The sequence below is a fragment of the Sphingomonas yantingensis genome (assembly GCF_014199325.1).
GTDB classification, from domain to species: Bacteria; Pseudomonadota; Alphaproteobacteria; order Sphingomonadales; family Sphingomonadaceae; genus Sphingomonas; species Sphingomonas yantingensis.
Genome location: NZ_JACIJJ010000005.1, coordinates 87,030 through 113,216, shown reverse-complemented (window position 1 = coordinate 113,216; position 26,187 = coordinate 87,030). Strand labels below are relative to the sequence as shown.

The 26,187-nt window shown below is 68.8% G+C and carries 26 protein-coding genes and 1 other RNA gene; 16 read left to right on the top strand and 11 right to left on the bottom strand.

The window, feature by feature from the left end; genetic code table 11:
• Positions 1 to 19 precede the first annotated feature (19 nt).
• A complete protein-coding gene (locus tag FHR19_RS15690; RefSeq protein ID WP_184030417.1) occupies positions 20 to 541 on the top strand; it encodes a Ros/MucR family transcriptional regulator in 522 nt (173 codons plus the stop codon).
• A 19-nt stretch (positions 542 to 560) separates the two neighbouring features.
• Here the strand turns inward: FHR19_RS15690 and FHR19_RS15685 are convergent, their stop codons facing one another.
• On the bottom strand, positions 561 to 1,694 hold the full coding sequence (locus FHR19_RS15685) for a ThuA domain-containing protein (protein ID WP_184030415.1): 1,134 nt from the start codon (positions 1,692 to 1,694) through the stop codon (positions 561 to 563).
• A 176-nt stretch (positions 1,695 to 1,870) separates the two neighbouring features.
• Between FHR19_RS15685 and FHR19_RS15680 the strand changes: the two genes are divergently transcribed.
• The 9 genes from FHR19_RS15680 to FHR19_RS15640 all read left to right on the top strand — a co-directional run bounded on the left by FHR19_RS15680 (position 1,871) and on the right by FHR19_RS15640 (position 11,832).
• Complete coding sequence (locus FHR19_RS15680; RefSeq protein ID WP_184030412.1) at positions 1,871 to 2,557, top strand: class I SAM-dependent methyltransferase; 687 nt, start codon at positions 1,871 to 1,873, stop codon at positions 2,555 to 2,557.
• Positions 2,558 to 2,621: 64 nt separating this feature from the next.
• Entirely contained in the window at positions 2,622 to 3,362 is a 741-nt protein-coding gene (locus FHR19_RS15675) for a GntR family transcriptional regulator (RefSeq protein WP_246359576.1), read from the top strand.
• 75 nt (positions 3,363 to 3,437) lie between these two features.
• Positions 3,438 to 4,847: an amidohydrolase family protein gene (locus FHR19_RS15670; RefSeq protein ID WP_184030410.1), complete on the top strand. Its 1,410-nt coding sequence runs from the start codon at positions 3,438 to 3,440 to the stop codon at positions 4,845 to 4,847.
• On the top strand, positions 4,844 to 6,148 hold the full coding sequence (locus FHR19_RS15665) for an MFS transporter (RefSeq protein ID WP_343053296.1): 1,305 nt from the start codon (positions 4,844 to 4,846) through the stop codon (positions 6,146 to 6,148). Before FHR19_RS15670 ends, FHR19_RS15665 begins: the two co-directional genes overlap by 4 nt.
• A complete protein-coding gene (locus FHR19_RS15660) occupies positions 6,145 to 6,939 on the top strand; it encodes a gluconate 2-dehydrogenase subunit 3 family protein (protein ID WP_184030407.1) in 795 nt (264 codons plus the stop codon). Before FHR19_RS15665 ends, FHR19_RS15660 begins: the two co-directional genes overlap by 4 nt.
• Complete coding sequence (locus FHR19_RS15655) at positions 6,939 to 8,717, top strand: GMC family oxidoreductase (RefSeq protein ID WP_184030405.1); 1,779 nt, start codon at positions 6,939 to 6,941, stop codon at positions 8,715 to 8,717. Before FHR19_RS15660 ends, FHR19_RS15655 begins: the two co-directional genes overlap by 1 nt.
• A gap of 16 nt (positions 8,718 to 8,733) precedes the next feature.
• Positions 8,734 to 9,123: a c-type cytochrome gene (locus FHR19_RS15650; RefSeq protein ID WP_184030403.1), complete on the top strand. Its 390-nt coding sequence runs from the start codon at positions 8,734 to 8,736 to the stop codon at positions 9,121 to 9,123.
• Positions 9,120 to 10,340 (top strand): iron-containing alcohol dehydrogenase, encoded by a 1,221-nt coding sequence (locus tag FHR19_RS15645; RefSeq protein WP_343053295.1) that lies wholly within the window; start codon positions 9,120 to 9,122, stop codon positions 10,338 to 10,340. The genes FHR19_RS15650 and FHR19_RS15645 overlap by 4 nt, the downstream gene beginning before the upstream one ends.
• Before the next feature lie 16 nt (positions 10,341 to 10,356).
• A complete protein-coding gene (locus FHR19_RS15640; RefSeq protein ID WP_184030401.1) occupies positions 10,357 to 11,832 on the top strand; it encodes an NAD-dependent succinate-semialdehyde dehydrogenase in 1,476 nt (491 codons plus the stop codon).
• A gap of 125 nt (positions 11,833 to 11,957) precedes the next feature.
• Here the strand turns inward: FHR19_RS15640 and FHR19_RS15635 are convergent, their stop codons facing one another.
• Both FHR19_RS15635 and FHR19_RS15630 read right to left on the bottom strand, forming a co-directional pair.
• Positions 11,958 to 12,737, bottom strand: coding sequence for an enoyl-CoA hydratase (locus tag FHR19_RS15635; RefSeq protein ID WP_184030398.1), 780 nt, complete (start codon positions 12,735 to 12,737; stop codon positions 11,958 to 11,960).
• Positions 12,734 to 13,918, bottom strand: a complete 1,185-nt coding sequence (locus tag FHR19_RS15630; protein WP_184030395.1) for a CaiB/BaiF CoA transferase family protein — start codon at positions 13,916 to 13,918, stop codon at positions 12,734 to 12,736. Before FHR19_RS15630 ends, FHR19_RS15635 begins: the two co-directional genes overlap by 4 nt.
• Before the next feature lie 138 nt (positions 13,919 to 14,056).
• On the opposite strand from FHR19_RS15630, the gene FHR19_RS15625 reads away from it, so the two are divergent.
• From FHR19_RS15625 to FHR19_RS15615, 3 genes are read left to right on the top strand one after another with little or no spacing between them, the layout of a single operon-like run.
• Positions 14,057 to 15,964: an outer membrane protein assembly factor BamB family protein gene (locus FHR19_RS15625; RefSeq protein ID WP_184030392.1), complete on the top strand. Its 1,908-nt coding sequence runs from the start codon at positions 14,057 to 14,059 to the stop codon at positions 15,962 to 15,964.
• Between the two features lie 12 nt (positions 15,965 to 15,976).
• Entirely contained in the window at positions 15,977 to 16,291 is a 315-nt protein-coding gene (locus FHR19_RS15620; RefSeq protein ID WP_184030389.1) for a hypothetical protein, read from the top strand.
• Positions 16,291 to 16,815, top strand: a complete 525-nt coding sequence (locus tag FHR19_RS15615) for a gamma carbonic anhydrase family protein (protein WP_184030385.1) — start codon at positions 16,291 to 16,293, stop codon at positions 16,813 to 16,815. The genes FHR19_RS15620 and FHR19_RS15615 overlap by 1 nt, the downstream gene beginning before the upstream one ends.
• 3 nt (positions 16,816 to 16,818) lie before the next feature.
• On the opposite strand, the gene FHR19_RS15610 is transcribed toward FHR19_RS15615, so the two are convergent.
• From FHR19_RS15610 to FHR19_RS15600, 3 genes are read right to left on the bottom strand one after another with little or no spacing between them, the layout of a single operon-like run.
• Positions 16,819 to 17,799, bottom strand: a complete 981-nt coding sequence (locus FHR19_RS15610) for an SMP-30/gluconolactonase/LRE family protein (RefSeq protein ID WP_184030382.1) — start codon at positions 17,797 to 17,799, stop codon at positions 16,819 to 16,821.
• An 11-nt stretch (positions 17,800 to 17,810) separates the two neighbouring features.
• Complete coding sequence (locus tag FHR19_RS15605) at positions 17,811 to 18,227, bottom strand: hypothetical protein (RefSeq protein WP_184030379.1); 417 nt, start codon at positions 18,225 to 18,227, stop codon at positions 17,811 to 17,813.
• Between the two features lie 18 nt (positions 18,228 to 18,245).
• Positions 18,246 to 19,112, bottom strand: a complete 867-nt coding sequence (locus tag FHR19_RS15600; RefSeq protein WP_246359575.1) for a cupin domain-containing protein — start codon at positions 19,110 to 19,112, stop codon at positions 18,246 to 18,248.
• Between the two features lie 104 nt (positions 19,113 to 19,216).
• On the opposite strand from FHR19_RS15600, the gene FHR19_RS15595 reads away from it, so the two are divergent.
• Positions 19,217 to 20,536: an MFS transporter gene (locus FHR19_RS15595; RefSeq protein ID WP_184030373.1), complete on the top strand. Its 1,320-nt coding sequence runs from the start codon at positions 19,217 to 19,219 to the stop codon at positions 20,534 to 20,536.
• Positions 20,537 to 20,550: 14 nt separating this feature from the next.
• A complete protein-coding gene (locus tag FHR19_RS15590; protein ID WP_246359574.1) occupies positions 20,551 to 21,483 on the top strand; it encodes a cupin domain-containing protein in 933 nt (310 codons plus the stop codon).
• 5 nt (positions 21,484 to 21,488) lie between these two features.
• Here FHR19_RS15590 and ffs read toward each other — a convergent pair.
• The 5 genes from ffs to FHR19_RS15565 all read right to left on the bottom strand — a co-directional run bounded on the left by ffs (position 21,489) and on the right by FHR19_RS15565 (position 25,293).
• Positions 21,489 to 21,586, bottom strand: an RNA gene (gene ffs / locus FHR19_RS15585) — signal recognition particle sRNA small type.
• A 36-nt stretch (positions 21,587 to 21,622) separates the two neighbouring features.
• Positions 21,623 to 22,708 (bottom strand): catalase family protein, encoded by a 1,086-nt coding sequence (locus FHR19_RS15580; RefSeq protein ID WP_184030367.1) that lies wholly within the window; start codon positions 22,706 to 22,708, stop codon positions 21,623 to 21,625.
• A gap of 64 nt (positions 22,709 to 22,772) precedes the next feature.
• Positions 22,773 to 23,111 carry a 2Fe-2S iron-sulfur cluster-binding protein gene (locus FHR19_RS15575; RefSeq protein WP_184030364.1) on the bottom strand — a complete coding sequence of 113 codons (339 nt, stop codon included), beginning with the start codon at positions 23,109 to 23,111 and terminating at the stop codon, positions 22,773 to 22,775.
• Positions 23,108 to 24,190 carry a cysteine desulfurase family protein gene (locus FHR19_RS15570; RefSeq protein WP_184030361.1) on the bottom strand — a complete coding sequence of 361 codons (1,083 nt, stop codon included), beginning with the start codon at positions 24,188 to 24,190 and terminating at the stop codon, positions 23,108 to 23,110. The genes FHR19_RS15575 and FHR19_RS15570 overlap by 4 nt, the downstream gene beginning before the upstream one ends.
• Entirely contained in the window at positions 24,187 to 25,293 is a 1,107-nt protein-coding gene (locus FHR19_RS15565) for a cysteine desulfurase family protein (protein WP_184030358.1), read from the bottom strand. Before FHR19_RS15565 ends, FHR19_RS15570 begins: the two co-directional genes overlap by 4 nt.
• Positions 25,294 to 25,398: 105 nt before the next feature.
• Here FHR19_RS15565 and FHR19_RS15560 point away from each other — a divergent pair, with 105 nt between their 5' ends.
• Complete coding sequence (locus tag FHR19_RS15560; RefSeq protein ID WP_096341832.1) at positions 25,399 to 26,055, top strand: alpha/beta hydrolase; 657 nt, start codon at positions 25,399 to 25,401, stop codon at positions 26,053 to 26,055.
• Positions 26,056 to 26,187: the final 132 nt, after the last annotated feature.

Below are 26,187 nucleotides of genomic sequence, written 5' to 3'. Positions count from 1 at the left end.
GCCAGAACGGGAACCTGTCATGTCCGAAGAGACCACGTTGAATGCCGTCGAACTCGCCACCGAATTGACGATCGCGTGGCTGGGTAACCAGAACAACCGTGTTTCGGCCGAAGACGTGCCGGCGTTCCTTCGCACGATGCACTCGACGATCAACGAGCTTTCGGGCGGCACGGCTGAGACCGCCGACAATGCCGAGACGCCCGCGACCGAGGGTGACTTCACGCCCGCCGTCTCGGTGCGCAAGTCGCTGGCATCGAAGGATCACATCCTGTCGATGATCGACGGCAAGCCCTATCGGACGCTACGCCGCCACCTGTCGACCAATGGCCTGACGCCTGACGAGTATCGCGCGCGCTACAACCTCAAGGCCGACTATCCGATGGTCGCGCCGAGCTATTCGGAAGCGCGCCGCGCGATGGCCAAGCAGATCGGCCTGGGCTCCAAGGGTCGTCAGGCCCGCGCCGGCGCCGCGAAGGAAGCGACCGCGCCTGCCGCCACCCCGACGCGGCGCCGCAAGAAGAGCGACGCCGCCGCCGACTGACCGATCGCCGCGGCGGGGATCAGCGAGACACCTCGCGCCCGCCGCGGCACACCGGCCCTGCCTTTGCGCCCAGCGCCCAGCCGATCCCATTCTCGAGCAGCGTCACGTTCTTCGCGTCGGCGTAATTCTCCGGCCGATGCCCGATCGCCGAATAGAAGGAGCGCCCGTTGCCGACGCAGCGGCTCCAGGCGATCGGGTGGTCGCCCATCGCCAGCTTCCCCGGCTTGTAGCTCGCCTCGTCCAGCGCCAGCAGCACGTGGACGCCCTTGTCGCGCGGGTTGGCGGTGAACGAATACCATTCCTCGTTCAGTGCCCAGCCGGTGCCGAGCCCCCGCATCAGCGGGCTGTTCGGATCCTCCACCCGGATCGTCGCGGTCTGGAACTGCGGGTCCATCGGGTGACCAGCGAAGCGGGCACTGACCAGAACATCGGAATACCAGTCCCAGATGTTGCGCGGATCGCCCGCTGCGCCGTGAAAGCCGACGAAGCCGCCGCCCTTCTCGACGAAATCGCGCAGTGCCTGTCGCTGGCGGACGGTCAGCACGTCGCCGCTGACGTTGTTCCAGACGACCGCGCCGAACTGCTTCAGGTAAGCCGGCGTGATAGCGCCGGGATTGTCGGTGAACACCGCCTCCCACCCTTTGCGCGCTGCCATCGCGCGCAGCGCCTCGGTCGCTGCGTTGACCGAGGGGGTGTCCTTGAAGCCGATGATCCGGTCGAAGACGAGGATCGCCGGCCTGCCCGGCTTCACCCGCTCCGCCGGGGGCGGGCCGTCGACATAGCGGGCACATCGACGCGCCGTCGCGGCGGCATCGATCGGGATCGCCGCCAGCTTCGCCCGCAGATCGGCCTGCGCCGCCACCGGCATCGCCTTGTAGTCGCCGAGCCCGTCGAGCGACACGATCGCCGAGAAGGTCGGCAGCGTCGTGCCCGACAGGAACGGCGGTATCTTGGCGAGCAGCCCCGCCTCATCGAGTACCTGCCGCGCGCGGGGATCGATCAGCAGGTCGATCAGCGGCCCGTCGATCGAATAGGGCGTCGTCGCCAGCGGACAGTCGGGCACCGCAGCGTGCGCCGCCACGGGCATGGCGGCGGTCGCGAGCCCGATAAAGACCGCAAGATCTCGAAGGCGGCGGGGCGTTGCTCGGCTCATGTCATCCTCTCCCTGCCCTGCGCGGGCTTTAGTCGGAGCATAGACGAGCCTCCCTTCGGCGCAACGCCCCTCGTTTCGTCGCACCCGATCGTCGCTTGCATCGTGACTTGGCGCATTAAGACAGGCTAAAGCCGCTGCCGCGCCCGGTTTCGCCGGGTCCATTCGACGGAGCGACGATGACCGACCTCGACCCCAGCCTGGATCTTCCGCGGTGGAAGCGCGTGTGGCTCGGGCTCGACAGCCGCGCGCGGCTCGGCGCACGGCGCGGGCGGATCGGCCGCGGAAAGCAGGCACGGCGCGGCGGCAACGACAGCGCGCGCTTCTTTCGTGAGTGGCTCCGCAATCCGGTCGCCACCGCCGCGGTCGCCCCCTCGGGCGAGGCGCTGGTCGCGCTCATCACCCGCGAGATCGGCGAATGGACCGGTCCCGTGCTCGAACTGGGGCCCGGCACCGGCGTCTTCACCCGCGCTCTCGTCGCGCGCGGTGTCGACGAGCGCGACCTGACGCTGGTCGAGCGGAACCCCGCCTTCGCGCAATTGCTGCGCGACCGGCATCCGCACGCCTCGATCCTGGTCGCCGATGCGGGCGAGCTCGGCACCGCGATCGCCACCGACACGCCGCGCTTCGGCGCGATCGTCTGCGGCCTCGGCCTGCGCAACATGAAGCCCGAGCTGATCGAGGCGATCCTGACCGGGGCGTTCGCGCACATGGCGCCGGGCGCCGCCTTCTACCTGTTCACCTATGGCCGCCGCTGCTCCGTCCCGGCAGGGATCCTGTCGAAACTGGGCCTCACTTCGCGGCGAATCGGCATCGCTTATCGCAACCTGCCGCCGGCATCGGTGTTTCGCCTGACCCGCGGCTGAACGGTCCGCTCTACGTGCGTCAAATCGCCTTTCGCGCGAGCCGCCGGTCCTATAGGATACGGCGATGACGATGGGCGAAACGACGATGCGGCACCTTCTGAACGATAACGCCACCCTGGCGGAGGGCGCGGCCCCGCGTCCGCGCACCAGCCGCCCCGCCGCCGCGCCGACGATGGTGCAGCAAGCCTATGACCACCTGCTGACCGCGCTGATGACGCTTCAGATCGCGCCGGGCGAGCGGATCGCGATCGATCAGGTCGCACGCCGCCTCAACATCTCGCAGACCCCGATCCGCGAGGCGCTGAGCCAGCTCGAGGCCGAGAAGCTCGTCCACAAGATGCCGAACGTCGGTTACCGGGCCAGCGCGCAGATGACGCGCGAAGAAGTGCGCGACCTCTATACCCTTCGCCAGCTCATCGAACCCTATGCCGCCGCCCGCGCGGCTGAGGCGATGACAAAAGATGCGGTCGAGGAACTCGAAGCCATCGATCAGGCGATGTCCGGGGTCGAGGACGGCGCGGCGGGCGGCTATTCGCGCTTTGCCGAGGCCGACGACCAGCTTCACCGGCTAATCGCGGCGCTGAGCGGCAATCGCCTCATCGCCGACACCGTCGAGCGGCTGCACGCGCACCTCCACATCTTCCGCGCGCTCTACAGCACCAACGCCCCGACCGAGGCGGCGGCCGAGCACCGCGCGATCATCGACGCGCTGATCGCGCGCGACGGCGCGGCCGCGAGCGAGGCGGTGCGCACCCATCTCGAACGGTCGCAACAGCGGATGGACCGCGTCCTCGCCAGCGGCTGACGCCGATTTGATCGCTTGACACCCGGCTGCCTGCTGCGTACCCAAATCCTATAGGATAGGAAATTGGAGAGGCGGATGCGGCAGCGACTGCAACGCGGCCCGGCAAGGGTAGGCGTCGGACGGATCGGCGCCGGTATCGCTATCATCGCGCTTCTCGCCTCGGGCGCAAGCGCCGAAACGCTGGTGCTCGAGCATTTCACGCTGATCGACGGCACCGGCCGCGCGGCCCAGCGCGACCAGTCGCTGATCCTCGTCGATGGCCGCGTGACCGAGGTCGGGCCCGCCGCGCGGATCAAGGCACCCAAAGGCGCAACGCGGGAGGACCTGAGGGGCAAGTTCCTGATGCCCGGCATCATCGACAGCCACGTGCACCTCGGCCTCGTCGACGGGATCGAGCAGAGCTTCCCCAAATATTACGACCGCGCGAACGTCGAGCAGCAGCTGAAGCTCTACACCGCCTATGGCGTCACCTCCGTCTACACGCTCGGCACCGACGGCGACGAGATCCACACGATCATCGCCGACCAGCGCCGCATCGGCCGCATCGACGGCGCGCGCGCGTTCACCGCGGGTCGCGGCGTCGTCTATAAGGGCAGCTATGGCGGCGTCCCCGGCCTCGACCAGCAGGTGTCGACGCCGGCCGAAACCATCGCGATGGTCCGGCGCGAAGTCGCCAAGGGCGACGACTTCGTCAAACTGTGGATGGACGACGAGTTCGGCGACGTCGCCGAACGCATGCCCTATCCGATCAGCAAGGCGGCGATCGACACCGCGCATGCGCTGGGCAAGAAGGCGGTCGGGCACATCTTCTACAACGAGAATGCCGCCGGCCTCGTCGGCCAGGGGGTCGACGGCTTCATGCATCAGGTCCGCGACAAGCCCATCGGGCCGAAGCTGATCGCCGACATGAAGGCGAAGCGGACATGGCAGCTCGCCTCGACGCTCAGCCGTGAAGCGTCGTTCACCTACAAGCTCCTCCCCTTCGTCGACGACCCCTTCTTTGTCCGCGGCGTCGCCCCCGCGACGATCGCCGCACTGAAGAGCCCCGAGCGGCAGGCACGCCTCGCCGCGGGCAAGCATTTCGGCCAGTATCCGGCGGTCCTTGACATGGCGCTGAAGAACTTCGGCACGATGGCGAAGGCAGGCATCCCCTACGGCATGGGCACCGACAGTGGCCCGACCGCGCGCTTCCCCGGCTATTTTGCGCACTGGGAGCTCGAGTTGATGGTCAAGGCGGGCGTGACCCCGCTTCAGGCGCTGACCGCCGCCACCGGCACCAACGCGAAGTTCCTGAACGCCCGCGACATCGGCACGGTCGAGCGCGGGAAATGGGGCGACCTGCTGGTCCTCGACCGCGATCCGACCGCCGACATCCGCAACACGCGCAGCATCCGCGCGGTCTATGTCGCCGGGCGGAAGCAGCCGACGATCTGGCAGACCTGCACCGGGCGCGCCGCCGACGCCTGCGGCCCGGCACCGCAGTGACCGACCACGCGCTCGCCCCTGAAGCCGCAACGGCGACCACGCGGCCCACGCGCGCGCGACATGTCGTGCTGTGGCTGACGGTGCTGGCCTATCTCATCACCTATATGGACCGGGTCGTCATCGCGACCGCGGCACCGTCGATCCAGCGCGAGTTCGGCTTTTCGGACCAGACGCTGGGCTGGGTCTTCGCCTCCTTCTCGATCGCCTATGCGCTGTTCCAGATCCCCGGCGGGTGGCTGGGCGACCGGTTCGGGCCGCGCCGCGCGCTGACCGGCGTCGTCGTCTGGTGGTCGACCTTCACCGCGCTCACCGCCACGACCTTCTCCGCCGGGTCGATGATGGTCACGCGCTTCCTGTTCGGGATGGGCGAGGCGGGCGCGTTCCCCATCGCCACGCGCAGCCTGTCGCGCTGGATGCTGCCGGCCGAGCGGGGTTGGGCGCAAGGCGTGACGCATGCCGGCGCGCGGCTGGGCGGCGCGGTGACGCCGGCGCTCGTCGCGGCGCTGATCCTCGCCTTCGGCTGGCGGATGCCGTTCTTCCTGTTCGCGCTGGTGGGCCTCGGCTGGGCCGCGCTCTGGTTCTGGTATTATCGCGACACCCCGCGCGAGCATCGGTCGGTCAATGCGGACGAGCTTGCGCTGATCGAGGGCGCGCTGGGCAAGGGCAAGGCGCGGGTCAGCGTGCCGTGGGGCAAGCTCCTGGCGCGTCCGCAGCTCTGGACGCTGTCGGCGATGTATTTCTGCTACGCTTATTGCATCAACATCTTCCTGACCTGGTTTCCCAAGTATCTGGCGGATGAACGCGGGTTCGACCTCGTGACGATGGGCATCTTCGCCAGTGCGCCGCTTGCCGCCGGCGTGGTCGGCGACATGGCGGGCGGCTGGTTCAGCGACCGGCTTGTCGAGCGGGGCGCGGGGCTCAAGATGGGTCGCCGCATCGTCGCGATCGCGGGCTTCGCCATCGCCGCGGCGATGATCCCGCTCGCCGCCGCGTCGGAAGCGCACGTCGCCAGCATCCTCTTCTTCTGCGTCGCCCTGTTCGGGCTCGAATTGACGGTCGGCGTCAGTTGGGCCGTGACGCTCGACATCGGCGGCGAATATGCAGGGTCCGTGTCGGCGGTGATGAACACGCTCGGCAACAGCGGCGCGGCGATCGCGGCGGCGGTGACGGGCTATATCGTCGCGGCCAGCGGCTGGTTCGCGGCCTTTGCGGTGCTCGCCGTCCTCTGCGTCATCGCGGCGCTCCTCTTCACGCGCATCGACGCCTCTCGTCCGCTCTACGTCCCGGAGGGTCAGGCATGACCGACGACGACCGCCCGCGCGCCGACCGGCGCACGATCCTGAAGTTCGCGGGGCTCGGCATGGGCGCGGCGGCGATGCCGCTCGCCGCGCAGCAGACCGATGCGATCCCGCAACCGGGCGCCGCCCCCATCCCCGCCCCGCCGTCGCCGCCCAAGGCGCACGACATGGCCACCCACATGGCCGCGCCGAAGCCGGCGGGCGACGTGCCCCGCCTCGGCTACGTCTTCCTCGATGCCGAGGAAGCGGCCTTTGTCGAGGCGTTCGTCGACACCATCATCCCCGCCGACGAATACAGCGCGAAGGGCACCGACCTGGGCGTCGCGACGTTCGTCGATCGCCAGCTCTATTCGGCCTGGGGTCAGGGCCGGAACATGTATCTTCAGGGCCCCTTCCAGGACGGCACGCCCGAACAGGGCTACCAGATGGCGCTTGCCCCGGCGGATATCGTCCGCCACGGCATCGCCGACCTCAACGCCTGGGCGCGCAAGACCTATACCGACAACAGCTTCGACACCGTGACCGACGCCCAGCGCATCGAGATCGTCACCGCGCTGGAGGCGAACAAGGTCGAGCTGGCGGCGGTGCCGACGCCGGTCTTCTTCAACATGCTCTATCAGCTCGTCACCGACGGCTTCTTCGCCGACCCGCTGCATGGCGGCAATCGCGGCAAGGCGTCGTGGAAGATGGTCGGCTATCCCGGCGTCGGCGAGATGTATGCCGACAAGATCGCCGAATGGCGCGGGCGACCCTTTCGCGTCGACGACCCCCAATCGATCCTGGACCTCAGTTGATGGCGACCAAGCTTCCCCCCGTCGACGTGGTGATCGTCGGTTCCGGCTGGACCGGCGGCATCGTCGCCAAGGAGCTGGCGTCGACGGGCCTCAAGATCCTGATGCTCGAGCGCGGCAAGTTCCAGGATACCAATCCCGACTTCCTCGCGCCGCAATCGCACGACGCGCTCAAATATTCTCGCCGCCTCGACCTCGCGCAGGACCTGTCGAAGGAGACGATCACCTTTCGCAACGACCGCGGCCAGACCGCGCTGCCGATGCGGCAATATGGGTTCTTCATTCCGGGATCAGGCGTCGGCGGGTCGGGCGCGCACTGGTCGGGCCTCACCTGGCGCTGGGCCGAGTGGGAGCACCGCATGCGCTCCGGCACGGTCGAGAAATACGGGCGTGGGCTGATCCCCGACGACATGACGATCCAGGACTGGCCGATCGGCTACAAGGAGATCGAGCCCTATTACGACCGCTTCGAAAAAGTCTGCGGCGTCTCGGGAAAGGCCGGCAACCTGCGCGGAAAGATCCAGCCCGGCGGCAATCCGTTCGAGGCGCGGCGCCAGAACGAATACCCCCTGCCGCCGATGACGCCCAGCCAGAGCATGACGATGTTCGAGGCGGCGACGAAGCGGCTGGGCCACCACCCCTTCCCCATCCCGGCGTCCAACTGCTCGACCGACTATACCAATCCCGACGGCGTGGCGCTTGGCGCGTGCCATTATTGCGGCCACTGCACCAACTATGGTTGCGAGGCGAATGCCAAGGCGAGCCCGCATTTCGCGATGATCCCGCTCGCGCGCGCCAACAAGGATTTCGAGCTGCGCACCAACGCGATGGTGCTCAAGATCAACCTCGATTCGACGGGCAAGAAAGCGACCGGCGTCACCTATGCCGATGCGCGCGGGCGTGAGTATGAGCAGCCCGCCGACCTCGTCGTCGTCGGTGCGTTCGTGATGAACAACGTCCAGCTGATGCTCCTCTCGGGCATCGGCAAGCCCTATGACCCGCAGACGGGCGAGGGCGTGGTCGGCCGCAACTATGCCTATCAGAGCCTGGGCGGTGCCCGGGTGGAGGTGCCGAAGGACATCGCGATCAACCCGTTCATGGGGTCGGGCGCGCTCGGGACCTGGATCGACGATTTCGCCGCCGACAATTTCGACTTCGCCAAGGCCGGATACATCGGCGGCGCGGGGATCAGCGCGGGCCAGAACAGCGGCGATCCGCTGACCTATCGCCCCTCCACCCCCGGCGCGCCGCGCTGGGGCGCGGGGTGGAAGAAAGGCCTCGTCGAGGCATACCAGCATACGATGAGCGTCGGGTTCCAGGGCGCGGTCATGTCGTACCGGCAGAACTATCTCGACCTCGATCCCACCTATCGCGACGCCTGGGGCCGACCGCTCCTGCGCCTGACCTTCGACTGGCAGGCGAACGAGCAGAAGATCATGGCCGCGACCTTTGCCCATTGCCAGCGCATCGCCGGCGAGATCAGCGGCAAGGCGCCCGCCACCGCCACCCCCGGCCGTGCGATGGCGGGGCGGCGGTTCAGCTCGGTGCCCTACCAGACCTCGCACAATACCGGCGGCGCCATCTTTGGCGACGATCCCCGGACCAGCGCGGTCAACAAATACATGCAGTCGTGGGACGTGCCGAACGTGTTCGTGCTGGGCGCGAGTGCGCTGCCTCAGAATGCCGCGCGCAACCCCACCGGCCCGGTCGGCGCGCTCGCCTTCTGGGCGGCCGACGCGATCCGCGAGAAATATCTGAAGCGCCCCGGGCGCCTCGTCTGACCCCTTGGAGACCCTGATGCTTCGCACTTCCATCCTCGCGCTCGGGCTGGCCGGCCTTGGTGCCGCCGCCGCCGCGCTGCCACCCGCGGCACCGCCGGGCGATGCCGCCAAGGGCAAGACGACCTTCGCACGCTGCGCCGCCTGTCACGCGGTCGTACCCGGCAAGAACGGTGTCGGCCCCAGCCTCGCCGGCGTGATCGGGCGCAAGTCGGGCGCGGTCGCCGGCTATCGCTACTCCCCCGCGATGCAGAAGGCGGGGCTGACCTGGGACGAGGCAACGATCGCCCGCTTCATCGCCGCCCCATCGAAGCTGGTCCCCGGCACCAAGATGATGGCCGCGCCCGTCACCAATCCACAGGATCAGGCGAACATCGTGGCTTACCTCAAGACGGTTTCGGCCAAGTGACCGGCCTGCCCCCCGTTTTCGGCGCCGCCCGGCTGCCCCGCACGATCCTGTTTGGGCGCGGCCAGCGCGCTGCGATCGGCGCGGCGTCCGCCCGGATCGGCCGCCGCGCCCTCGTCGTCACCGACGAGCGGCAGGCCGCGCAGCCCGAGTTCGCCGCGATCCTCGCCGATCTTGAGGGCAACGGCGTCGAGGTACAGGTCTTCGCGGGCGTGATCCCCGACCTGCCCGTCACCGCGATCGACGCCTGCGTCGCGCCGGCGCGCCACTTCATGCCGAACGTCGTCATCGGCATCGGCGGCGGCAGCGCGATCGACCATGCCAAGGTCGCCGCGGTGCTGCTGACGCATGGCGGCGAGGTCTCGGATTATTATGGCGAGTTCGCCGTCCCCGGCCCGATCCTGCCGCTGATCGGGGTGCCGACGACCGCGGGCACCGGTTCCGAGGCCACACCCGTCGCGGTCGTGCATGACGAGGCGCGCGGGACCAAGATCGGCATCGCCAGCCCGTATCTGATCCCGGAAGTCGCCGTCTGCGACCCCGACTTGACCGCTACCTGCCCGCCGTTCCTGACCGCCCTGTCGGGCGCCGACGCGATGACCCATGCGGTTGAGGCGTTCTCCAACGCCGCGCGGCCGATCGACCCGCGCCTGACCGAGGATCACGTCTTCGTCGGCAAGAACGCGATCTCGGACTCGTACGCAAAGGTCGCGGTGGCGAACCTCTTCCGTTTCCTCGCCCGTGCGGTGAAGAACGGCGGCGACATGGAAGCGCGCGAGGGGGTGATGCTCGCCTCGCTGATGGCCGGGTGCGCGTTCGGGACCGCGGGGACGGCGGCGGCGCATGCGCTGCAATATCCGATCGGCAACCTGACCCACACCGCGCACGGCGCGGGGGTCGCCGCGCTGCTCCCCTATGTCATGCAGTTCAACCGCCCCGCCGCCGAACCGGCGTTCGCCGAACTGGCGGCGCTGGTCGGGGTCGAGGGCGGCGCGCAGGGCTTCATTGACGCGATCGCCGCGCTGTTCGCGGAGATCGGCATCCCTCGCACGCTCGCCGACCTTGGCCTTGCCGCCGATCAGCAGGCCTATGTGGCCGAGGCGTCGCTGGGCGCGCAGCGGCTGGTCAAGAACAATCCCCGCCCGCTCGACCTCGCGGCGATGACCGCGATCACCGAAGCGGCCTTTGCCGGCGAGCGCCAGCGCCTCGCCGCGATCTGACAGGACCGATCCGATCATGACCGTCAACAGCTACACGCCCGCCGGGCGGCCAGCCCCGTTCGCCATCCCCACCGACAGCCTCATCGGTGACGCCTGGGTCCCGTCAGCGAGCGGCAAGCGGATCAAAATTGCCGATCCTGCGACCGGCGCGGTGCTGACCAGCGTCGCGGATGCCAGCGTCGACGAGGCGATGGGCGCAGTCGATGCCGCCGAGGCCGCTGCCGCCGCCTGGGCCGCGACGGCACCGCGCAAGCGTGCCAATATCCTCATCGCCTGCTTTCACGCGATGATGGCCGAGCAGGAATGGCTGGCCCACCTCATCTCGCTCGAAAACGGCAAGGCGCTGACCGATGCGCGCGGCGAAGTCGCCTATGCCGCCGAATTCTTTCGCTGGTATGCCGAGGAAGCGGTGCGCGTGAACGGCGAACTGTCGGTCTCGCCCACGGGTGGCAACCGCATCCTCGTCCAGTATCAGCCGATCGGCATCGCGCTGCTCATCACGCCTTGGAACTTCCCCGCGGCAATGGCGACGCGCAAGATCGCGCCAGCGCTGGCGGCGGGTTGCACCGTGATCCTGAAGCCGGCAGAGGAGACGCCGCTCACCGCGCTCGCCGTGGCGGAGATCATGCGCCGCGCGGGCGTGCCGGCGGGCGTCGTCAACGTCGTCAACGCCAGCGATCCCGGCCCAGTGTGCAGCGCGATCCTTCACGACCCGCGCGTGCGCAAGCTGAGCTTCACCGGCTCGACCGAGGTCGGGCGCATCCTGCTGCGCGAGGCGGCGGATCAGGTCATCAGTTCGTCGATGGAGCTCGGCGGCAACGCGCCCTTCCTCGTCTTCGACGACGCCGATCTCGACGCCGCGATCGAGGGGGCGATGGTCGCCAAGATGCGCAATGCGGGCGAGGCGTGTACCGCCGCCAACCGCTTCTACGTCCAACGCGGCATCCACGACGCGTTCGTCGAGCGGCTGTCGGCGGCGATGGGCGCACTGACGGTCGGGCCGGGCACCGAGCCGGGAACGCAATGCGGCGCGATGATAAACCGCGCCTCGATCCAGAAGATCGAGCGGCTGGTCGCAGACGCGGTGTCGCGCGGGGCCGAGGTGAAGCTGGGCGGGCAGACGCTCGACCGGCCGGGCTGGTTCTATCCCCCGTCGGTGATCGCAAACGTCCAGCCCGGCTCGGAAATCCTCTCAACCGAAGTGTTCGGGCCGGTCGCCGCCGTGATCCCGTTCGATGAGGCGGACGAGGCCGTCGCGCTCGCCAACGCGACCGAATACGGCCTTGCCGCCTATGTCTATTCGGAAGACCTGCGCCGCGCGTTGCAGATCGCCGAGCGGATCGAATGCGGCATGGTCGCGGTCAATCGCGGGCTGGTGTCCGACGCCGCCGCGCCGTTCGGCGGGGTCAAGCAAAGCGGGCTCGGTCGCGAAGGCTCGCACCACGGCCTGATCGAATATTGCGAAGCGAAATATATCGCGGTGAGCTGGTGAACTCGTCATCCCGGGCTTGACCCGGGATCCCGCTTCCTTCTTCTTCAGGCTGCTGGCAAGAAGAAGCGGGACCCCGGATCAAGTCCGGGGTGACGAAGGAACTGGGTTCGGGGTGAGGGCGAGGTCTAGCGCCCCTCCCACTCCGGCACGCGCTTCGTCTTCGCGAGGAAGTCCCCCACCCCACGCCGGAAGTCCGCGCTTCCGTATACCTCGGCGATCAGCGCCTCGATCGCCGGTAAATCCGCGAACGTCATCGCGCGGATCGTCGCCTTCGTCGTGCGCGTCGTCAGCGGGGCGTTCTCAGCCGCACGCGCCACCAGTGCATCGAGCACGTCGTCGATCAAGTCGCGATCAACCATCTTCAGCAGGAAACCGCTCGCCAGCAACTGCTCGGCGGTCAGCATTTCGCCCAGCAGCACCATCCGCTTGGCGAACTGCACGCCGACCGCGCCGCCGATCCGCGCGACGCTGGCGGCGGACAGGCAGTTGCCGATCGTCCGCCCGATCGGCGAGCCGAACTTCGCGTCGGGCGTGGCGATGCGGAAGTCACAGGCGGCGGCGATGTTGATGCCGCCGCCCACGGCCCATCCCTCGACCACCGCGATCGTCGTGCAGGGGATCGCGTCGACCGCGGCCATGCACTCGTCGATGCCGCGCTCATATTCGACGCCCTGCTCGCCCGTCGCAAAGTCGGCGAACTTCGAGATATCGGTGCCCGAGATGAACGCCTTGCCCCCCGTCCCGCGAAAGGTGACGACGCGGACCGTCGGATCGGCGGCGAAACCCAGCGCCGCATCGCGTAGCGCCAGCCACATCTCGCTCGTCAGCGCATTGTGCGCGGCGGGATTGTCGAATCGGACATGCGCCGCCGCCCCGTCGCGCGTGACGACGACCCGGCCGCTCATTCCGCCGCCTCGCGCGCCGGCAGCAGCCCCGCCGCGGCCAGTTCGGCGCGGATCGCGTCCCCATGCTCGTTGAGCAGCGGCGGCGGCATCCGGACCTGTTGCGGAGTACCGCGCATCTTCACCGGGAAGCCCAGCGCCTTGAACTCGCCCTCGACCGGGTGCGGGACCATCTGCACCATCTCGCGCGCCACCGCCTGCTCGCTTTCCACCGCCTCGCCATAATCGAGGATCGGTGCGGCGGGCACGCCGGCGGCGAGCAGCGCGTCGATCCAGTCCTGCTTCGTTCGCGTGGCGAAGGTGGGCGCAAGATCGTCGATCAGCACCTGACGGTTCTGCACCCGCGCGGCGTTGGTCGAATAGCGGGGATCGTCCTGCAATTCGGTCCGGCCGATCACCTTGAGGAACGTCAGCCACAGCCCCTGATTGGCCGCGCCGATCACGAACCAGCCATCCGACGCCTCGACCGCCTGATAGGGCGCGGACATGCGGTTGGCCGAGCCGATCGGCGTCGGCGCCTTGCCGGTGCCCCACAGCTCCGTCGTCTCCCAGATCGACAGGCCCATCGCCGCTTCGAGCAGCGAGGCGTCGATATACTGGCCCCTGCCCGACACCTGCCGGCCAATGATCGCTGACAGGATCGCGTAGACGCTGAACAGCCCTGCCCCCAGATCGGCGACCGCGATCGAATTCTTGGCCGGCTCCATGCCCGGAAAGCCATTCGACGAGAGGATCCCCGACATGGCCTGCGCGATCAGGTCGAACCCCGGCCGCTGCGCCCACGGCCCCGTCTGCCCGAAGCCCGAGATCGAGGCATAGACCAGCCGCGGATTGATCGCGGCGAGTGTGTCATAGTCGATTCCCAGCCGCGCGGCGACGCCCGGCCGCGCATTCTCGACGAGGATGTCGGCAGTCTTCACCAGCGCATACAGCACCTCGCGATCGCCATCGTTCTTGAGGTCGAGCGTGATGCTGCGCTTGTTGCGGTTGAGCGCGAGGAAGCCGGGGCTATCCTCCCCCTTTAGGCGGAAGCCCATCGAATGGCGCGTCGAATCGCCCGTCTTGGGCGGCTCGATCTTGATGACGTCGGCGCCCATGTCGCCGAGCAGCATACAGGCGAAGGGCCCCGCCATCACCTGCGAAATGTCGAGTACGCGGAGCCCCGCGAGCGGCAGATCGGCCATTGCCGTCCCTCTCCTTCAAGCTGCGGACAAATCCGCTCAGATCATATTGTATATGATCTATAGTCGGTCTAATCTGCGGTGCAACGCGATTTGCCGCCGGGGTTGGCTCCGTCAGGGCAGACGACGAGGAGAGCTGGCTTGACGATCCGCACCGCGCGACCCTTCCCCCTGTTGCTGTCCGGCGCGATCGCCGCCTGCACCTTGCCCGCAACGCCCCTCGCCGCGCAAGGCCAGGGGGACTGGGCCAGCTATGGCCGCGACGAAAGCCATGCGCGCCACTCGCCGCTTCGCCAGATCACCCCCGCCAACGTCGCCAGCCTGACGCGCTTATGGTCCTACCATATGCGCCCCGCCGGCGCCGCCGCAGACACCGCGCCGCTGCCCGACGGCGTGCCGGCGAAGTTCAGGACCGGCTTCTCCGCGTCGGAGGCGACGCCGCTCGTCATCGGCGGCACCATGTACCTCTCCACCCCCTATCGCCGCGTCGTTGCGCTCGATGCGGCAACGGGGCGCGAGAAATGGGTGTTCGCCTTTCCCGGCAACGACCAGGCCTCGACCCGCGGCGTCGCCTATTGGCCGGGCGAGGGGAAAACGCCCGCGCGCATCGTCTTCGGCACGCGCACGGGCAAGCTCTATGCGCTCGACGCCGCGACCGGAAAACCGGCGAGCGGCTTCGGCACCGACGGCATCGTCGACATGAAGACGCCGGAGGTGATGAACGGCACCCGCGCGCCGCTCGGCATGAGCAGCCCGCCGGCAATCTACCGGAACCTCATCATCACCGGCAGCCGCGTTCAGGAGATGCCGGTCAAGGGCGCGTCGGGCGACGTGCGCGCCTGGGACGCGCAGACGGGCAAGCTCGTCTGGACCTTCCACACCATCCCCCGCCCCGGCGAGGCCAATTTCGGCACGTGGGAGGGGGAGAGCTGGAAGGAGCGGTCGGGGGCCAACATCTGGACCTTCACGCTCGTCGACGACAAGCGCGGCATCGCCTACCTCCCCATCGGCACGCCGACGTTCGACCGCTGGGGCGGCGACCGCAAGGGCCAGAACCTCTACGGCAACTCGATCGTCGCGGTGGAGGCGGCGACGGGCAAGTATCTCTGGCACTTCCAGACAGTCCATCACGACATCTGGGACGTCGACCTGCCCGCCGCGACACTGATCGACGTGAAGCGCGGGGGCAAGACGATCCCCGCCATCGCCGTCATGAACAAGATGGCGATCATGTTCATCCTCGACCGCGTGACGGGCAAGCCGCTCTACGACGTGCGCGAGGTGCCGGTGCCGACCGACAACGACACCGGCGAGCACCCCTGGCCGACGCAGCCGATGCCCGCCAAGCCCGCGCCATTGAGCCGCCTGTCGTTCCGCATGGACGAGATGGTCGCCGGCCCGCCCGCGCTTCGCGCCACCTGCGACAAGATTGTCGCGGACATGAAGGTCGCGCCCTCGAAGATGTTCCAGCCGCTGCGGGCCGAATCCGCGGTCGCGTTCTTCCCCGGCAGCTTCGGCGGGATCGACTGGGGTAGCGGCGCCTTCGATCCGGCCAGCGGGCTATATGTCGTCAACATCAACAATCTCGCCAGCCCGCAGCAGATGGCGAAACAGGAGGACGGCACCTGGGGCCTGAAATCGGGCTATGCCTATTTCCTCGATCCCGAGACGGGCAATCCGTGCAGCAAGCCGCCCTGGGGTGAACTGGTCGCGGTGAACGTCAACACCGGCGACGTCGCCTGGCGCAGCGTCCTCGGCGATAACGAGGACCCCGCGCTCAAGGACGCGGGCGGGATCAGCGCGGGCGGGCCGATCACCACGGCGAGCGGCCTCACCTTCATCGGCGCCACCCGCGATTCGATGATCCGCGCGTTCGAAACGAGGACCGGCAGGCTCCTATGGAAGGACCGCCTGCCAGCCTCGAACTACGGCACGCCGATGACCTTTGCCCTGCCCGGCGGGCGACAGGCGCTCGGCGTCGTCGCGACCGGCGGCTTCGCCTTCCAGCCCGCGACCGCCGACGAGGTCGTCGTCTACGCGCTTCCCTGAACGAGGTGTCCCATGCGTAACCTAGCCGTCGCCCTCCTGATCGCCGCTGCCGGCATCGGCACCGCCGTGGCGGGGCAACAGGCCGCCCCGCCGCCCGGCCCCGGCCTCGACCTCATCAAGGGGCGTTGCGGCTTCTGCCATTCGACGGCACAGGTGACGGGCGTTCGAAAGACCCCCGCCGCCTGGGCCGCGACGGTGCAGTCGATGATCGACCGCGGCGCGGAACTGGAGCCCGAGGAGCAGAAGGTGCTGACCGACTATCTCGCCGCCAACCTCGCCGGGCCGGACGGTTCGGCGCCCGCCTCGCCCGCACCCGCGCAGCACTGATGCCGCGCTACGCGATCGACGGCCATGCGCCGCAGGTGCCGGACGACAGCTGGGTCGCCCCCTCCGCCGACCTGATCGGCGATGTTCAATTGGGTCGTGAGGTCGGCATCTGGTTCGGCGCCGTCATCCGCGCCGACAACACGCCCATCGTGCTCGGCGACCGGACCAATGTGCAGGAAGGGGCGATGCTGCATTCCGACCCCGGCGTACCGCTGACGGTCGGCGCGGACTGCACGATCGGCCACCACGCGATCCTGCACGGGTGCACGGTCGGCGACCGCGTGCTGATCGGCATGGGCGCGACGGTGCTCAACAATGCGGTGATCGGCGACGATTGCCTGGTCGGCGCGGGCGCGCTGGTGACCGAGGGCAAGAACTTTCCGCCCGGCAGCCTGATCGTCGGCTCGCCCGCCCGCGTCGTGCGCGAACTGCCGCCAGAGGCGCTCGCCGCGCTCAAGGTCTCGGCGGCCGGCTATGCCGCGCGCCAGGCGCACTTCAAGGCGAACCTGACACGCGTGGATTGAACGCTATTTCGCGAACCGCGGCATTATTCCCACGCCCTTGATCGGCACCCGGTACACACTCGTCGACGCGGTGATCCACGCCGCGTTCCCACCCTCGCCGAACGCGATGTTCGCGGCGACTTCGGGCAGGCGGATGCGGCCGAGCTGCTTGCCCGCGGGCGTCATGATCCAGATGCCCCCCGGCCCCGTCGCCCAGAGATTGCCGCGCTTGTCGACCTTCAGCCCGTCCGCCCCGCCGCCCGGTTCCTTGGGAAAGGTGAACACCGTCCGCCGCGTGCCCAGCTTGCCGCCCGCCGCGATGTTGTAGGCAAAGATCGTCGCCTGCCCGAAATCGGCGATGTAGAGCGTGTCGCCCCTAGGCGACAGGCCGATCCCGTTGGGCAGGACCAGGTCGGTGATCGGCGCGGTCAGCCGGCCGTTCGCATAGCGCAGCACCGGGTTGAACGGCAGTTCCTTGGCCGGGTCCTTGTCCATCCCGTTGAACAGGCCGAAAGGCGGATCGGTGATCCACAGCGACCCGTCCGGGGCATAGACCATGTCGTTGGGGCTGTTCAGCCGTTTGCCGTCCAGCCGGTCGAGGAACGGTTCGATCTTGCCCGCGGCGTCCACCTTGACGATTCGGCGTGCGCCCATCTGTGCCATTAGCACGCGCCCGTCCGCGGCGGGGACGAGGCCGTTGGAGCCGATGCTCTTGCCCGCGGGCGGATTGGGAAGGCCGCCCGAATTGGCGAGCACCTCGACCACCTTGCCGTCGCGCGTCACCGTCCGCAGCTTGTCGCCGTTGACGTCGGAGAACCAGAGCTTGCCTTGATGCCACAACGGCCCCTCGACGAAGGTGAAGCCGGTGGCGACCCGCTCGACCTTCGCATCGGGCGCGATCAGCGCGTCGAGCGCTGCATCGGCGCGTTCGATCCGCGGCGCCTCCTGGGCGAGGACCGGCGGGGCGCAAACGACAGCAGCGGCAAGCGATAGGGCGAAACGCATGGGCAGGCTCCTCAAACCGCGTCGGTCAGCAGGACGAGATAGTCCTTGTTCGTGACCGTATTCTCGATCAGCGGCCAGACGCGCTGGTGCAGATCGGACTTCACCCACACCTGCCGCTGTTCCTCGCTCTCATAGGTTAACTGGAAGCGATAGTTGATGCCGTTCGCGGGGGCCGGCTGTCCCTGGATCACCGAGCGGATCTTCAGCATCTTGAGGTCGAGGAACCCGCGCCCGCGAAAGCTTTCCGCCGCGGGGCGGAAGCGCTTGTGGAAATGGTCGAGCATCTCGGCCTCGCGCGCCGGGTCGATGGCGAGGTCGCAATAGAGGACGATCGGCTTGCGTCCGCGCGCCTGTGGCAACGCGGCGGCAGGGACTGCACTCGCGACACCGGCGAGACCCAGCAATTGCAGCAGTTTACGTCGCTTCATTTTCACTCTCCCTGAGGTTCAGCGCGCTGGGCGGGCGGCGGCGGCGAAGGCAGCCTTGGCGGCCTGATCCCTGGCCACGCCGACGATCATGAGTTCGAGTGGGACCGCACCCGTCTGGCGGATTGCGCGCGCGCGTCCCACCTCGACAGGGATGGCATCGCCCGCCCGGATCGCCGCACGCTCGCCGGCCACTTCCACCTCGCCTGCCCCGCCGATGACGTAGAGCATCTCGCTCATGCCGGCCTTCGCAGCCGACGGCACGCGGCCGCCCGGCGCGAGCAGCAAGTGATCGACATAGCTCCACGTCGTCGCAAAGATCTCCGGCCCCAGCGCACGGCGCCACGACGCGCCGGTGCCGCCTGCGAGCGGCTTCAGCAGCGCGCGGTCGAACCGCATCGAGATGAATTGCGGCACCCGGTCGAGCGCCGCCCCCTCACGCGTGTCGCCAAGATCGAAATTGTCATAGGCCTTGGTGATGCCGACATTGATATTCAGCCATTGCAGCGGCTTGTCGGTCGGATTGTAGATCGCGTGCGAATGACCCATCTGATCCGGCACCGCCGCCGGCCCTTTGATCGTCGAGGTACGCCCATCGACCGTAAACTGCGCCTCGCCATCGAGGATGACGAACATCTCCTCGCACTGGTTGTGAAAATGCTGGCCGATGCTGCTCTTTGGCGCGATCACGCCGCGGTGGACGAAGATCAGGTTGGTCGACAGCGCGTCGGGTCCCAGCAGGCCCGCAAAGCGCATCGTCCCCGCCCCGCCATGCACCGCGCTGAGGTCACGCAGCTTGCCCGGATCGTGCCGCCCGATCCGCGCATCAAGCGTCTGTGCCGAGGCGGGCAACGTCAGCATCATCACCGTCGCCAATGCCGTGCGCATCATCGCGCCTCCCCTCGATCGACCCTTCAGGCCTTTACGCAAGAATATAACCGCTCTACACCAGAATCATATAGGATATTTTGCGGTCAGCAAGGGAGAGGGTGATGCCGACAGAGCGGCGGACGCGCGTGCGGGTGGGACTCGTCTTCCTGCTGTTCGTCATCAGCGCGATCGCGTTTCTCGACCGCACCAATATCTCGGTCGCCGGCGTTCAGATGCGGCAGGAATACGGGATCGATCAGATCCAGCTCGGCTGGGTCTTCAGCGCGTTCCTGATCGGCTATGCCGCGTTTCAGGTGCCGGCGGGCTGGCTCGCGGCGCGCTACGGTCCGCGGCTGCTACTCACCTGGGCATTGGTCTGGTGGGGGCTATTCAGTATCGCCACGGCGTTGGTGCCGCCGGATGCTGCCCATGCGATCCTGATGCTGGCGATCGTCCGCTTCGCGCTCGGCATCGGCGAGGCGGCGGTCTATCCGTCCGCCAACCAGTTCGTCTCGCGCTGGGTCCCCGCGAGCGAGCGTGGCAAGGCCAACGGGCTGATCTTCGCGGGCGTCGGCGCGGGGTCCGGCCTGACCCCGCCGCTCATCACCGCAATCATCGTCATGGGCGGCTGGCGCGCGTCCTTCTACGTCTGCGCGGCGATCGGCATCGTCGTGGCGGTCATCTGGTACGCCGTCGCGCGCGACCGGCCGCAGGAGCATGGCCGGGTCTCGCTCGCCGAACTGGCGCATATCGAGGGCGGCCTGCCCCCCGCCTCACCCGCCGCGCATGTCGCGATCCCGTGGCGCGCGATCCTGTCCAGCCGCAACGTCTGGGGCCTGTTCCTCAGCTATTTCGCGTTCGGCTACGTCATCTGGATCTTCTTCTCCTGGTTCTTCATCTATCTGGCGGAGGCGCGGGGCCTCGATCTGAAGGCGAGCGCGCTCTACGGCATGGCGCCGTTCCTTGCGATGACGGTCGGGTGCCTCGGCGGCGGGGTGCTGAACGATGCGATCTCGAAGCGGCGCGGGCTCTATGCCGGGCGATCGGGGCTGGCGATGGTCGCGTTCGTGCTGACGGGCATATTCCTGTTGATCGGCAGCCGGGTGGACAGCGCCCCGCTGGCGGTCGCGGTCCTCGCGCTCGGCGGCGGGGCGATCTACGTCTCGCAGAGCAGCTTCTGGTCGGTGACGGCGGACATCGCCGGGCGGCACACGGGGGTTGTCTCGGGCCTGATGAACGTCGGGTGTCAGGTCGGCGGGGCAATTACCTCTTCGCTGACGCCGTGGATCGCCGCGCAATATGGCTGGGTCGCTGCGTTCGGGACGGGAGCGGTGATCGTGCTCGCCGGAACGCTCGCCTGGGCCGTGGTCGATCCGAACCGGCTGATCGAGCCCGCGCCGAGCGACGATCTCGGCATCGAACCCGTGCCGGTCGCGGTCTGAACAGGGGAATGACGATGAAGCTCGCAGCCGCCGCCGCCCTGACGGCGATCGCCGTCGCCGCCCCCGCGCAGCAACGCCCCGCCCCGCCCCCGCCGCTCGCCGCCTGGACGCCGAAGAAGACGCCCGCGACCCCGTGGCGCGCGCCCAATCGCCCATGGTGGAAGCTGGCCGACGTCAAGGCGCTCCACCGAGGCAAGCCGAACTGGACGCAGGCCGTCATCCGCAACAAGGACCTGGTCGCCGACTGGCATCAGCTCGCCCCCGGCGGGCGGACGACGACGCTGGCCTATTCCGACAACCGCACCGCGATCATCGTGTGGGAGGGCGAGCTGCGCGTGACGATGGCGGGGCAGGGAGCCTTCACCGCGCGCAAGGGGTTCGAGATCGACGTGCCCTTTCGCGTCTCGTTCACGCTCGAAAGCGTAGGCGACACGCCCGCGCTCTATTTCCAGCTCAACGCCGCCAGCGACATGCCGCTCTATCCTGCCGACACGCCCGCCCCGGCCAAGGTTTCGGGCTGGGCGTATGAAAAGCGGATCGTTACCGGCGGCCCCGGCGGGTTCGACGACCGCCACCGCCCGTTCCTCGACTATTATGGTGAGATTGTCGGCAAGGGCGCACGGCCCGGCGCGTTCATCGCCGACCAGCACCTGTTCGTGAACAACATCCGCGGCCGCGCGACGCCGACGCCGCCGGCCTCGAACCTCGGTCATTTCCATGTCGGCTATGACGAATTCTGGTTCGTGATGGAGGGCAACGTCACGCTTCAGGTCGAGGGGCAGCCGGTCTTTACCGCCGCCGCCGGCGACATCATCTCGGCGCCGCAGGGCCACTGGCACCGCGCCAGCTTCGGCGGGCCGGAGGGGCAATGGGGCACGCGGGTCGCGATCAATCCCTATCCGGCGGGCGGGCACGCCTACACCGAGGAGTCACAAGGGAAACAGTGAATGGGAGCGGTGGGAGCCGGAACGACCCGCAACGAGGTCGTTACGGCTGCTTCCTTCCGGACCTGACCGAGTTGGCGACAGCTGCGTCCGCCCGACTCCCGCGCCGCATATGGCCGCGCGGGATCGGGTTGGCAAGCGGTCAGGCGATCTCGGCGAGCGCCGCCGGCTCGTGCAGCGGGCACCCGTTCGCCCGCCGCCGCGTGTCGGCGGAGAAGCGATAGGTTTCGTTGCGCGCCCGGTTGATGTTGCCGAGCGGGCGGTGCGCGGCAAGGCCATGCCACGGGCGGAAGGACAGCGCCTCGTCCAGCGCCTCGTGGCGCTCGCCCCAGCCGGGCTGCGGGTCGATCTCCAGCCGGGCGACGGTGCGCCAGGGGCTCGCTTCCTCGTCCCAGACGACGGTCGCGTCCTCGATCGGCATCGCCTCGGCGTCGGTGCAAAGCTGGACGCGCAATTCCCAGACGCCGCCGTGCCGCGCCAATGCCTCGCCCGTATCCTCGCGGATCGCATCGCGCCGCCCCTTCACGTCGATCCGCTCGCCGACCAGCGCGAGCAGGTCTGGCGAAACCGGGCGAAGCTGGAACTTCGCGACATGATCGCCGAAGCGGTACGGCGTCTGGCTGAAATAGGTGGCGCCGAGCGGATGCACCTGAGGCGCGCCGCCCAGCGTCTTCAAAAGCCCGCTTTCGGTGCCAAGCTTCTCCAGCCCCGCCTCAATCCCCTGAAGCGCGGCGGAAAACAGCTTCTTGGCGCCCTCCGCCTTGTCGGTGGTCTTCGCCAGCAGTTTCAGGTTGCCGAGGAACGCCTTCGCGTCCTTTGCGGCGAAGGCGGGGGCGTTGGCCATGACGAAGTCCTGCGTCGCCTCCCCCTCGCTGCCCGGCAGCCGCTCGCCCTCGACGCCCAGCACCTTCAATGCCATGCCCCGCGGGACCGAGATCGCGTCGTCGAGAATGTCGCCCGGATTGGTCGAGATGCGGAACACCGCCTCATACTCGCCGGGCTTGGCGAACAGCCCCTGCGCCAGTTCGGGCGGCAAGCCTGCCGCCACGACGAACCGCCCGCGCGCGATCGCGTGGCCCTTGGCATGAACCGACCGCACGCCGCGGCCATAGTCAGCCAGCGTCGTATCGAGGATGTGGCCGAACTGCTCCTTCAGCCCCTCAACCGTCTCGTGCTCGTCCTCGCCGATCGTCTCGAGGGCGGGGGAATAGGCGACGTAACCGGACATGAGAGCCTCCAGCGGCAGGAAGGGAGAGCCTTCCTAATCCCTGTAAGGAACCGCGGTTCCGTGTTCAGCCGCGCCCGCGCATGTCGCGGCGTTCGGGCGGGATGCGGACGGTCAGCGCTTCCCACCCGTCCTCGATCCAGATCTGGCAGGCGAGCCGGCTGGTCCGCGTTGCCCCGGCGGCGAGGTCGAGCATGTCCTCCTCCTCTTCGCTTGCGGGCTTCAAGAGGTCGAAATCCTCTGCCGCGACGATGACGTGGCAGGTCGAGCATGACATCTGCCCCTCGCATGTCCCCTCCAGCGGCTGGCCGTCATTCTGGGCGAGGTCGAGCAGGCGGTCGCCCGGTACCCCCGTCACCTCGCGCACGGTCTCGCCATCGGCGGCGACGAAGCGGATGCGCGTCATGCGGCGATCCGCTGCGCCCGGGCGGCGGCGTCGATGCGGGTGAGGGCGTCGATCAGGTCTTCCTCCGTGGTGTCGCGGCCGAAGCCGATCCGAATGCTCGACCGCGCTTGGATCTCGGTCAAGCCGATCGCGCGCAAGACGTGGCTGGACCGCCCCGATCCGCTGGCACAGGCGGAGCCCGCGGAAAAGGCGATATCGCGGCATTCGGACATGAGGCGCGCCACGTCCAGCCCGTCCCGGCGCACGTTGAGGTTGCCGCGCCAACGCTCGATCGCCGATCCGTTGAGCGTCCAGCCATCGCCCAGCACCGCCAGCGCCCGGTCGAACAAACGCCCGACGTGCGCCGCGTCCGCCTCCATCCGCGCCCTCACCAGCCGCGCCGCCGCGCCGAACCCGGCGCAGAGCGCAGGGCTGAGCGTGCCCGACCGCCCCGGGGCTTCCTGCCCGCCGCCGTGCAACAGCGGCGCAAGGTCGATGCCGTCGCGTATCCACAAGGCGCCGATCCCCTTCGGCCCATAGATCTTGTGCGCCGACACCGCGATCAGGTCGCAGCCCTCCGGGATCGGCGTCCGGCCATAGCCCTGCACCGCATCGCACAGCATCAGCGCGCCGGCATCATGCGCGAGCGCGGCGAGTTCGGCGATCGGCTGGACTACGCCGATCTCGTTGTTGACGAGCATCGCCGCGACCAGCCCCGTCCCCGGCACGATCGCCGCGCGGGCCGCGTCCATGTCGACGATGCCGTCCCGCCCGACCGGCAGCCCCCTCACCGGCCGCCCCGTTGCGGCAGCGGTATCGAGCACCGCGGCATGTTCGGTCGCGATCGTCACGATCGGGCCGGCGGTGCCCTTGATCGCCCAGTTGAGCGCCTCGGTCGCGCCGCTCGTGAACGCGACGCGCCCGTCCGGCGGCATCTGCGCGGCGATGGCATCGCGCGCCACCTCGACCGCCGCCCGCGCGGCGCGGCCGGGGGCGTGGGGGCTGTGCGGATTGGCGTGCTGGCGCTCCAGCCACGGCAGCATCGCCGCCAGCGCCTCGGGCGCGAGCGGCGTCGTCGCCTGATGGTCGAGATAGATCATATGAGGAGGTCGCCCTCCGCCACTGCGCCACCCGCCTCGCGCCGGATCGTCGTCCAGGCGTCGACGAAACGGTCCACGTCCTCGGTCGTCGTCGTCCGGCCGAAGCTGACGCGGATCACCTCGCCCGCCGCCTCCGGCGCGACGCCCATCTGAGCGAGCACATGGCTCGGCCGCATCGTCCCCGACGAGCAGGCCGCGCCCGCCGACACCGAAATACCCATCAGGTCGAAGCGGATGAGCTGCGTTGCCGCCGCCACGCCGGGCATCCGATAGGCGGCGATCGTCGGCGTCCGCCGCTCCGCCTCCGCCCCCACCCGCTCCGCGCCTACTGCGGCGAGCCGGTGGTCCAGCCGTTCGCGCAGCTCGGCGAGGTCGATCAGGTCCTCGGGCACGTCCACCGCCGCGACGAAGCCGAGCGCGCCCGGCACATTCTCGGTCCCGCCGCGATAGCCGCGCTCCTGCCCGCCGGAGGGGCGCAGCGCAGCGAAATCGCGGATCAGCAGCGCGCCGATCCCCGGCGGCCCGCCGCGCTTATGCCCCGATAGCGCGATGAAATCGGCATGATGCTGGGGCAAATCCTCGTCGTCCCAGCCGACCGGCATCTGCGCGGCATCGGCGAGCAGCAGTCCGCCGGCGGCATGAACGATCCGTGCGATCTCGGCGAGCGGCTGGAGGATGCCCGTCTCGTTGTTCCCCCACTGGACGGCGACCAGCGCCGGAGACGGGTCGGCCGACAGCGCCGCCTGAAGCGCGGCGAGGTCCAACGTGCCGTCCTCGGTAACGGGCAGCCGCTCTGCCTCAGGCGCGGCGCGCAAGACCGCCTCGTGCTCGGTCGCGCCGACCAGCACCCGCGACACCTCCGCGCGGGTCAGCGCGATGCCCAACGCCTCGGTCGCGCCGCCCGTGAAAATGACCTCACCCGCCCAGCCATAGGCGGCGGCGAGCCGCGTGCGTGCCGCCTCCAGCACCGCGCGCCCTGCCCGCCCCTCGGCATGCGGGCTCGACGGATTGGCCCAGTCGGTCATCGCCGCGGCGACCGCGGCCATCGCGGGCTCGACCATCGGCGTGGCGGCGGCGTGATCCAGATAGAGGCGATTGCCCAAGCGCTTCGTCTCCCGGCGGCGTTGCTTGTCGGGCCGCCCGGTCTATATAGCCGTCGCATTGGTGGGCGCCAGCTTTCGCGGCGCCGACAGTCGTACAGGAAACCGATGCCCGAAGTGATCTTTCCCGGCCCCGAAGGCCGTCTCGAGGGGCGCTTCGCCCCCGCCCCCCGCCCGCGCGCGCCCGTCGCGATGATCCTGCATCCGCACCCGCAGTCGGGCGGCACGATGAACAACCGGATCGTGCAGGAGCTCTACAAAACCTTCCAGCGCCGCGGTTTCGCGACGCTGCGCTTCAATTTTCGCGGCGTGGGCAAGAGCCAGGGGACGTTCGACAACGGCATCGGCGAGCTGTCGGATGCGGCGAGCGCGCTCGACTGGGTGCAGAGCTTCCACCCTGAAGCGCAGACGACGTGGATCGCGGGCGTCAGCTTTGGCGCGTGGATCGGCATGCAGCTCTTGATGCGCCGGCCGGAGATTCGCGGCTTCATCTCGATCGCGCCGCCGGCGAACATGTACGACTTCACCTTCCTCGCCCCCTGCCCCTCCTCGGGCATCATCATCCAGGGCGATGCGGACGAAGTAGTGACGCCGAGCGCAACCCAGAAGCTGGTCGACAAGCTGCGCACGCAAAAGCACATCACCATCCACCACGACACGATCCCAGGCGCGAACCACTTCTTCGAGCACGAGATGCCGCAGCTGATGGGCAGCGTGGACCGCTATCTCGACATGCGGCTCGACCCCAACTCACCGATCCGTTGATGGGCAGGGCGCCCGTCCCGGCCGATGCGACGGGCGGGTGCCACCAGATTTGTGACCGTCGCTCCGGACTTCATCCGGGGTCCCGCTGCCTTTTCAACGGCCGAGAAGAAGAAGAAGCGGGATCCCGGGTCA